This window comes from Acinetobacter sp. P1(2025), from assembly GCF_051390655.1.
Taxonomy (GTDB): domain Bacteria; phylum Pseudomonadota; class Gammaproteobacteria; order Pseudomonadales; family Moraxellaceae; genus Acinetobacter; species Acinetobacter junii.
Map to the genome: position 1 here is coordinate 1 of NZ_JBPKBJ010000107.1, position 8,583 is coordinate 8,583.

General features: G+C 35.7%; 10 protein-coding genes. 2 read left to right on the forward strand and 8 right to left on the reverse strand.

The window, feature by feature from the left end; all coding sequences use genetic code 11:
* Window positions 1-124: 124 nt before the first annotated feature.
* Window positions 125-304 carry a hypothetical protein gene (locus ACSC97_RS16960; RefSeq protein WP_436662103.1) on the reverse strand — a complete coding sequence of 60 codons (180 nt, stop codon included), beginning with the start codon at window positions 302-304 and terminating at the stop codon, window positions 125-127.
* Between the two features lie 136 nt (window positions 305-440).
* On the opposite strand from ACSC97_RS16960, the gene ACSC97_RS16965 reads away from it, so the two are divergent.
* Window positions 441-716 carry a hypothetical protein gene (locus ACSC97_RS16965; RefSeq protein ID WP_436662105.1) on the forward strand — a complete coding sequence of 92 codons (276 nt, stop codon included), beginning with the start codon at window positions 441-443 and terminating at the stop codon, window positions 714-716.
* Window positions 717-924: 208 nt separating this feature from the next.
* Here ACSC97_RS16965 and ACSC97_RS16970 read toward each other — a convergent pair whose 3' ends face one another.
* The 4 genes from ACSC97_RS16970 to ACSC97_RS16985 all read right to left on the reverse strand — a co-directional run bounded on the left by ACSC97_RS16970 (window position 925) and on the right by ACSC97_RS16985 (window position 4,195).
* Window positions 925-1,470, reverse strand: a complete 546-nt coding sequence (locus ACSC97_RS16970; RefSeq protein ID WP_171478359.1) for a plasmid replication DNA-binding protein — start codon at window positions 1,468-1,470, stop codon at window positions 925-927.
* Between the two features lie 69 nt (window positions 1,471-1,539).
* Window positions 1,540-2,475 (reverse strand): replication initiation protein RepM, encoded by a 936-nt coding sequence (gene repM, locus ACSC97_RS16975; protein WP_048766123.1) that lies wholly within the window; start codon window positions 2,473-2,475, stop codon window positions 1,540-1,542.
* Window positions 2,476-2,679: 204 nt separating this feature from the next.
* Complete coding sequence (locus ACSC97_RS16980) at window positions 2,680-2,901, reverse strand: hypothetical protein (RefSeq protein WP_436662108.1); 222 nt, start codon at window positions 2,899-2,901, stop codon at window positions 2,680-2,682.
* Between the two features lie 121 nt (window positions 2,902-3,022).
* Window positions 3,023-4,195, reverse strand: a complete 1,173-nt coding sequence (locus ACSC97_RS16985) for a MobA/MobL family protein (protein WP_436662110.1) — start codon at window positions 4,193-4,195, stop codon at window positions 3,023-3,025.
* Between the two features lie 303 nt (window positions 4,196-4,498).
* On the opposite strand from ACSC97_RS16985, the gene ACSC97_RS16990 reads away from it, so the two are divergent.
* Window positions 4,499-5,260, forward strand: coding sequence for a hypothetical protein (locus ACSC97_RS16990; RefSeq protein WP_058972189.1), 762 nt, complete (start codon window positions 4,499-4,501; stop codon window positions 5,258-5,260).
* Window positions 5,261-5,348: 88 nt separating this feature from the next.
* Here the strand turns inward: ACSC97_RS16990 and ACSC97_RS16995 are convergent, their stop codons facing one another.
* The 3 genes from ACSC97_RS16995 to ACSC97_RS17005 form a co-directional block, all read right to left on the reverse strand.
* Complete coding sequence (locus tag ACSC97_RS16995) at window positions 5,349-7,223, reverse strand: ATP-dependent nuclease (RefSeq protein WP_436662112.1); 1,875 nt, start codon at window positions 7,221-7,223, stop codon at window positions 5,349-5,351.
* 191 nt (window positions 7,224-7,414) lie between these two features.
* The gene (locus ACSC97_RS17000; protein WP_126132651.1) at window positions 7,415-7,717 is read right to left on the reverse strand and encodes a helix-turn-helix domain-containing protein; all 303 of its coding nucleotides are present in this window, start codon (window positions 7,715-7,717) and stop codon (window positions 7,415-7,417) included.
* A complete protein-coding gene (locus ACSC97_RS17005) occupies window positions 7,710-8,066 on the reverse strand; it encodes a type II toxin-antitoxin system RelE/ParE family toxin (protein WP_055414415.1) in 357 nt (118 codons plus the stop codon). Before ACSC97_RS17005 ends, ACSC97_RS17000 begins: the two co-directional genes overlap by 8 nt.
* Between the last annotated feature and the right edge of the window lie 517 nt (window positions 8,067-8,583).

Here is an 8,583-nt window from a genome sequence, read left to right on the forward strand (position 1 = left end):
ACTTGTTTCAAAATCGGCTTTTTGGTGATTTTTTGCGTCATGCAAAATATATAAGTATTTGATTTAATTAAAATAATTAAGAGTGATTTCGCATAACGCCCATTATGTTAAATTGAGATCTAAATTAACATCCACTTTGTCTTCTCTTAACGCATTCTTCTGGAGTTCCTCGTGATGAATCATTAATAGCCGATGAGCTAGTAGTAGGTTGTTCTCCAACTCTAGGGTCTTTTTTCTCTTTATCATCAGCATAAGACATCTGCATAAAAGGTAAAATTAAAAGAGCTAAAATAAGTTTTTTCATAGATACCTCTAAAGAATAATTGATAATATTTTTTATAATAATTCATGTTTGATTTATCTACATATCCTCAAATGAGGATAGGTAGATAGATTTTTACATCCTATAATCAGCAAATATTATTAAAAGAGTATAAAAAATGCTGAGAGTATTAAGTGGATTATTATTGATAACATCATCTGCTTGTATTGTTCATGCAGAGAAGACTCAAGCAGAGAAAGATCGTGAACGTGCTCAGTTTACAACAGCAGATGGTTATTACTATGGATACAGAGAAAAAGTGACTGAAGCAGATAAAAGAGAATGGGAGCGTAGACGAGAGATAAGTAATAGAGAAAGGCGAGAGGCTTATGAAAAAAGACAAGCAAATCCAAGTGAATGTGAACGAAATGGTGGATGTAGTATTTCTAAATAATATTGATTATAAAAATTAAGAATTTCTAAAATTAACATAATACACCTTATGCGAAATACTTGAAGTTTCCTCTTTAGCATCAATATCTTAAAGTAAGCCGTTCCTGGGTTCAGCGCACTGGAACGGCTTTTTCGTGACTATTCACGTTCCACGCCTATTCCATGATTATTTTTCTATATTTTTATTCATTTAGATTAAACAATCTTGATTAATCATAGGGTCTAAAAAAACGACTCCAAAACCCTCTTTTCTCAGGCTCTGGTTCAATGTGATCCGGCACCGGAATCCGCTTATTTTCCATCTGCTCTGAAGTAGTCAATTCCTCATCTTTCAGTTCAGATTCTGGCTGAGAATCTGTCGCTATATTCTGCTCAGATTTTTGATCGGTAAACGTAGTCATATTGGTTTTTGGAGCTTCTAATAGACGTTGTATTGCTTCGATTTGATTATCTTTAGCTTGCAGTTGTTCACGTTGAAACATTTCTCGTTCGTGAGCAAGTTCCAATTGTTTCTTTAGTATGTCTACTTGTTGTTTCAACATGTCTACTTCTGTCTCTTTTTGTAGCGAAGTAGACTGTAACGTAGTTACATTTTTTATTTTACTAGATGGTTCTCCAAATACTCGAATAGCTTCTGATAAATCTATCTTGCCATCACTATTTTTGGATAAATCCCCTTTATTTATACGCTTATAGATGCTTTGTCTATTCATCCCATAAAGTTCAGCAAGTTCTATAACTGATAATGCTTTCATCATGTAACCTAAGTGGAAAGACTGTAAGCCAGTAGACATTATTTAAGTGTGTAACGTTACATCAATGATTTAATGATAGCCAACTTTTTTTAATAGAGGATATAGCTCATTAACTAAGTCTTGATCATGAAGCATTTCAGCTATTCGGACTGCAAACTGAGAGTAACTTTCAGTTCCTTGAGAATATTTACTCATTTCTGGTAATTCAGACAGTTTGTTGGCAAATAAGTGACGCTGTGCATCAGTCATTTTGGGGAATGCCTTTAAACTGTTTTGATCCTCAAGATTCTTTAGTGGCTTTTTAGCTACTTTCTTTTGTTTAAATGAGAATGAAAAACCACAAATAGAGCGTCCATCTTTATGTTGCTCGACAGTTACAATGATGTCTGTATGTTCATTAACTTGCTTAACTGCCGATTCAAGGACACGCCTTTTAAAAGTATCTAGTCTTGGGTAATCATCTAGACTTAAACCTAGCTTTGAGCGAAAGTCGGCTATTTCAAATATTGGGGTTTTTCCTACTTCTCGCCATGCGATCAATAGCTCATAAAGGCGAATAGCATATTTACCTGTTAGTTGTGTAACTTGTTTAAGTTGATAGCTTGTAAACTGCTTTTCTAGGCGTGTGATTAAAGGTACAACATCCATAGTAAACGTAACTTCCAATGTAGCTGCATCATCGATGTAGGCAATATTTTGAACCCATCGTGAGATAACTTTTTTAGATTTTCCTGTTTTATCATCAATAGTTAGATAACTAAATTGTCTACCAAACAAATTAGTAACAGCCGTTTTTAATGCTTTATAAGCTGCATGTTTACTGACATTAAATCTATCCATGTAATCACTAGCATGGATACGTAATCGTGTATTTGCATCAATTCCTGTCTTAGTTTCTCGTGCTTGTAGTATGGCCAGTAAAATTAGCCTTTGTTCAACAGTATCAAGGTTATAACTAGCATTTATTAAAGCATTATCTTTGACCACTAACTCATTTTTAGGCATTTAATACACCATTATTTTATTTGGTGTTATTACACCATTATTTAGCAATGGTGTAAATAGGTGACTTTTTGGTGTGGTATAGGTGACTTTTTGGTGTGGTATAGGTGACTTTTTGGTGTGGTATAGGTGACTTTTTGGTGTGGTATAGGTCTTTTAATCATTGTTATTAAAGGATTTCAACGTATCTAAAAGTATTTAAAAACTTTAAAAATAATTAAAAACATTGAGAATGAAAAATTGCCCTTGGTTTTCGCTACGCTCAAACTCTATTGAATCTCGCTTTCGCTCGATTCGAGGGGCAATTTTTTGGTTCTTTTCGTTGTGAATTTGAGAAAAAGCAAAGGCAAGAGCAAAAGCAACTCGGAATTCGCTTCGCTCATAAAGTTTTATGCTCGCTTCGCTCGGTCTAGGCTCAAATTTTTGCATCTAAATTTCACTTTTTTAGGTTGATTAACCTAAAAAAGCGGTTTTTCAGAAAGCCGAGGCGCGAATTTTGGCTATGTCGCTCGTAGACACTCGCTTTGTACTTTCTGATCCAGATCCATTTTTAAAAACCAGGACCATCATAATCATTTCGTTTCGGTTCAAGCTGTGAGGGTTGTATTTCAGGTTTTAGCTTCGGCTGTGATGTTGGTTCAATCACTGGTTTTGACCGTACGGATAGGACTTTAAATTCCATGTCCGGTTCTGGGTATAACCTAGCGTTGTTGAGATTATAATTGATGGTATCGATATCCCATTTTTCGTGATGCAGGATCGGTTGCTGGGTTTGAATAATTTCGTCGATATCGTGGCCCAGTTCTTTTTTGTTGTAGGCTTTTTTAATGAGGTGATTGAGGTAGTGCATCACTTCGGGAGAGCTGAAGGGTTCGTTTGAGCAGCTGTGGAAGTATTCATGCTGTTGATCAAAGTGCTTTTGGCGCTGTTCTAATTCTCTTTCTTTGGCATTGTGTTCTCTGATTTTCTGGATTTCCGCCAGGTATTCCACAGTTTCATTTTGTTTGCCTGTCCCCAGTTTGGGTTCTGGTAGGTAGAGGGTGCCATGTATCTCGTTGTATTTTTCGTAGTTGTCTGCGGAGACTTGGTTTTTAATTTGGATCTCCCGGCCATCGATATGGTAAGTCACCGTTGGGCTATGTTCTGCCAATGCGTCATTCAGGTGATTTTCCCAGGCTTTTCGGATATGCAGGAGGTAAGTGGAGTAGTCGGCATAGCCATCCTGTAGCTGAATTTTCTTCGCTCCGCCTTTGCTTGGATCTTTCGCGTTGTAGCGTTTGAAGTATTGTTCTGGACTTCGTTCAATACCATCATCGGCTTTGAGTGAAAACATCAGGTGGCAATGGGGTTGTTCTTCACTACTTAGGCGTGATTTTACGTTGTGTATGGCGTAGGAATGAGGGTAGTGGTGTGTTGCTATGGTTTTTTCAATAAATGTCTCTACGAGCGTTTTACGCTGTTCTACGGTGAATTCATTCGGTAAGGCTATTTCGTATTCCATATAAACCTTGGCATTGGCCCGTTCAAAGGTGTCGGCTGCTTGCCAAAATTCAACAGGATCCTTGACCCAAGAGGGCATGCATCGCCCTGGTTCGACATGTTCGAGGATTTCTGCGCTCTTTTTGCGGATACCTTCGTATTGCAGGAGTCGGGAAATGTACAGGTAGTGGCCGAGTGCGTAGCCTTTATTTTTACTTTTGACGCTGAAATGGTAACTAGCCATGTTCACTTCCTTGGGGTGTTGTTGGTTTTTATGGAGTGAAACGCAATAAAAATCTCCGGATTATGCAATGCCTACAGGGCTGAAATAATCCGGTTAAAGGGGGTCAAGGGGGAATCGCCCCATTGCGTACTAGTTTCTCCGATAGGAAGAAACTGTCAAGTGCGAATTATTTAAAATAAAAATATAAATTCTTTTCAAGAAATTTTATTTTTATTTTAAATAATTATTTTCAGACTGCCCGATTGAATTATGGTAAAACCATAATTCAATCGGTAGCAGTTCTGAAAATTAGGCGGCAGATAGATGACATTGGATAAATCAAAAAAACGTGGCAGACCTGCGCAACTTTTACAAATCGCAGAGTTACATGCATTTGTAGACTATCTTTCACAGAAGAAGGATCGCTCTGATTTACAGAATGATGTGATTGCGATGCTACGAGCTGAAAAATTTAATTTTGATTCATTGTCTGAAGCTAAACAGATTTTAGTAAAAGAGGCCTTAAAACCTTATCGTGAGCATATGAAGTTGAACTTATTGTTTGATGAGGTGTCTGTACAGTATCCGCAGACCGCATATGAAAAGAAGTTTGTGCAGTTGTTTGAGACGTATCGGGACAATGAGTTGAGTGGTGCTGATTTTAATATCTTGAAAACAATGGCGACTCGTTATCTGAGTTTCAAAGCGCATAAGCTTGAGTTGAGTGATTTAGAGCTTTATTTGAGTCAGATCCAGAAGAAGGAAGCCAATAAAAAAAGAACGGCTGAAAACCATCGTAAGTTTGAGTTGGGCGGTGCTGTGTTGGCTGCTTTCAAGGAGTTAGGGATTGATATTAGTGAATCGACTCCTGAACAGGTGAAGAATCGCATTAAGAATGTGACAAAATTCCACAATGATGTAGTAAAATCTAAGGTATATCAGGAAGTTAAAAATTATAAAAATGAATATTTTGAGCGGAATAAGCTTTTTCATCAGGTATTAGAGGGACTGAATACCTGGAAAAAAGAGGGAGAGTTATTGTCAGTCATCGAAATTAAGAAAGCTTTGGTGAAAAATCAGGAATAGCCTTTCTCAGAAAGGCTATTCAGGCGAATTTCGTATAAGAGATTTTATGTTAAATAAAAAGCCACTTAAAAATTAAGTGGCTAGAATTTTATAATAATTTATTACGTATGGAGGTACTAATATTTTCATCTTTATGAATAGTTAATGGGAATTTATCACACTTAATAATTTTGCTTTTTAATTCAACTATTAGGTTATCTCCATTTTTAGTTAAGTTAAAAATTTTGGCTTTATCAGGGAATAAAGAAGAAGCAAAAATGTTTAGATCTTCTTGATTAGTAGGATCTTGGACTCTAGGTAAACAAGGGGCTACTATTGCTAATAATATATCCTGTAGCGCAAGAGCTTCATTAATTTCACTTGTAGATGAGGCAAAATTTAGACATTTTACGATATCTTCATATGCATGATGAATTTGCTCTTTTGTCAGAGTATGAATATGCGTGATTTCTTCTATTGCTGCATCAACCTTTTTCTCTGAAGTATTTGGATCGGACAAATTATAATAAGATTCAATAGCTCCTTTTTTTAAGAAAAATACACCACAAGATTCAACGATTTCTAATAATGCCTCATATCTATTTTTAATAATTATCCAATCTGTATGATTTTCTTTTAAAAAATTTCTTAATACACTGTTATCATTAGAAAATAGTGTTGAGAATGCGGCTCTCTTTTTGGCTTTAGCTATATCAGATTGACCATTAATCCAATATGGATGTTGTGTAGCTAAAGCCTCGATTTGATCCCATTTACTATTTACTAGACTAGCGAATGCATTATTAATTTCTCGAGCCAAACTAAGAGCATCTTTGGCTCCCATTGTGGATGCCTTTAAATTGGCTGATTCATTTCTACTTAAGAATGGAGAAATTACATCAACTCCATCCGCAATAGCATCAGCATCAGCTAAAACAACAGGTTCTTTCCCAAAAAGTTTAAGTAGTTTAGCAACTATAGGAATTTGATCTTTACCAATTACAGGAAGAATTTGAGAACCTGATGCTTCTAGATATATATGTAGCTTTTTGGCTAATGTGTTGCACATGACAACATCGGAAGGACCTTCAACAAGAAGTGGTTTGTGAGAAAAAAGAGTTAATTTGTGTTCTTGTCCTAACTTAGAAATAAGGTTCCTGATTTTCTCATTCTTTAAAGTTCCATCCTCCTTAGAAATTTGCTTAGGTTCCGAATTTAGGTCATAACAAAAAATTAAAGAAGATAAATCTTCTGGCTCGTTAATATAAAGCATCTCTGTAGAGTGTGTTGCAATCACTATAATTTTTTTATTCGTATCTTCATCAGGAATTCCAACAGTATCTAAAATCTCATTTAATAAAAAGGATTGAAGTTGTGGATGAAGTGATACTTCTGGTTCATCAATAAATAATGCACCTACTTCATCATCGTAAAGAGCACACAATATTCCAACTAAATGCATTAATCCTGATGCTTCACGTGCAGACGAATATGGTTCTGATCCATCTAAACGAGAAAAAAATATTTTTAGATGACCATTGTCCCAACTAACATTCAAATTTCTTCGAAATAATTTAGTTAATCTTTCTTGGACCTTTATCAAGATATCTGGACGTTGAGCTAATGTATGATAGTCACCCTGTAACGTTTCAATGTCATGTCTACGGCTAGCGTCATCTTTACTACCAAATTGAGCCTGATCATAGATAAAATTATAGTGTGTATTGACACCGTCAAAATGCAATCTGTGACCATCAAAGTTCGATCGAAATTGCTCTAATAAACCAATACGGCCAGCAGAGATAAAGCGAGTTTTTTTCTGAATATGGGGGCGTATGCTGTCTTTTATACTTCTTAAAAGATGTGTTTTACCTGATCCATTAGGACCTAAAATACAAGTAAAAGGATTGTCTAGAATTATATTTCTTTGAATAGATCCATTGTGGCTATTGATATTACATGTAAGATTTAAGGGTAGATCCATTTAAATAAACTCTTGTTAAACTAACTTTTAGAATTTTATATTAAAATATTAAAAATCAAATAATTAATTTTATTTTAATTGGGGTTAGATAGAGAATAGTTATCCTACGTTTTTAACTTAAGAATTTCTAAAATTAAAATAATAGGGATTATCCGAAATAAAAAAGGCAGCTTATGCTGCCTTTTGTGTTGTTAGACATTGAATCCTATATGTTTTCCTGTTGGAAGCTCTACATCAATACGGAGCTTTCCACCCATCGCTTCAACATACTTTTTCATGGTCGAAATTTTAAGGTCATTGCCTCGGTTTTCGATTGCTGAAAGTGATGGTTGTTTGATTCCAAGAGTTTCAGCCAGTTCTTTTTGGGAAATCTCTAATTCTTCTCGAATAAGGTGAAGCTGATTTTCTAAAAGTAGTTCATCAGCCATTTGTTGAATACGAGCTTGGCTCTCTGGAGAGCGACTAGCCAATAATTCCTGTAAGGTTTTAGCCATTAGATTGATCTCCTAGGGTTGAGAGATGAAGTTCGTATTGCTCATCTGCAATATCCAGCATCTCTTTATAAAATCGCTTTTTCCCGCCTTTATCAGCAATGCACAGCACAATGGCTTGTCGTAATGGATCAAATGCGAAAAAGGCTCTCAGTGGTTTACCTCGATGCTGAACACGTAGCTCTTTCATATTGGTAAATTTAGAGTTATACACGGTATCCACTAAAGGGCGACCTAAACTTGGTCCCTGCTGCTGTAGAACAACCAAAGCGGCTAGGACTTTCTCTTGTGTTGATTCGTCTTGCTGTTCAAGCCATTCATTAAACAGATCTGTCGTGATGACTGTCCACATATCACAACCAAAATATAGATTATAGTCTATATTTTATAGTGAACTTAGTCGGTTTTCAAATGACAATAAAAAAGCCCGACATTTTTGTCGGGCTTTTTCGTATGTGGTTGATTAGTTTTAGTACCTGTTGCACTTATCATTATTGTTTTATGTGCTGGAGTATCCTGTACTCCATAATTCCATCATATGAAAAAAATCAGGGGGCGATATAGACGTAATCTTCCCTAATTCATGTCAGCCTGAGCGTACAAAAATCACCCAAAACTTACCCCAAGGTTTATCCGCAGAAATTGCGGATAGTTTCGGGACTGGATCTATTGAGTTATCAGGGAAAAGTCACAATCTGAGCGTTTTTTGATCGATTTTATTGGCTGAAAGTGACAAATTCGTTCAATAAAAAGCCGACTTGTTTCAAAATCGGCTTTTTGGTGATTTTTTGCGTCATGCAAAATATATAAGTATTTGATTTAATTAAAATAATTAAGAGTGATTTCGCATAACGCCCATTATGTTAAAT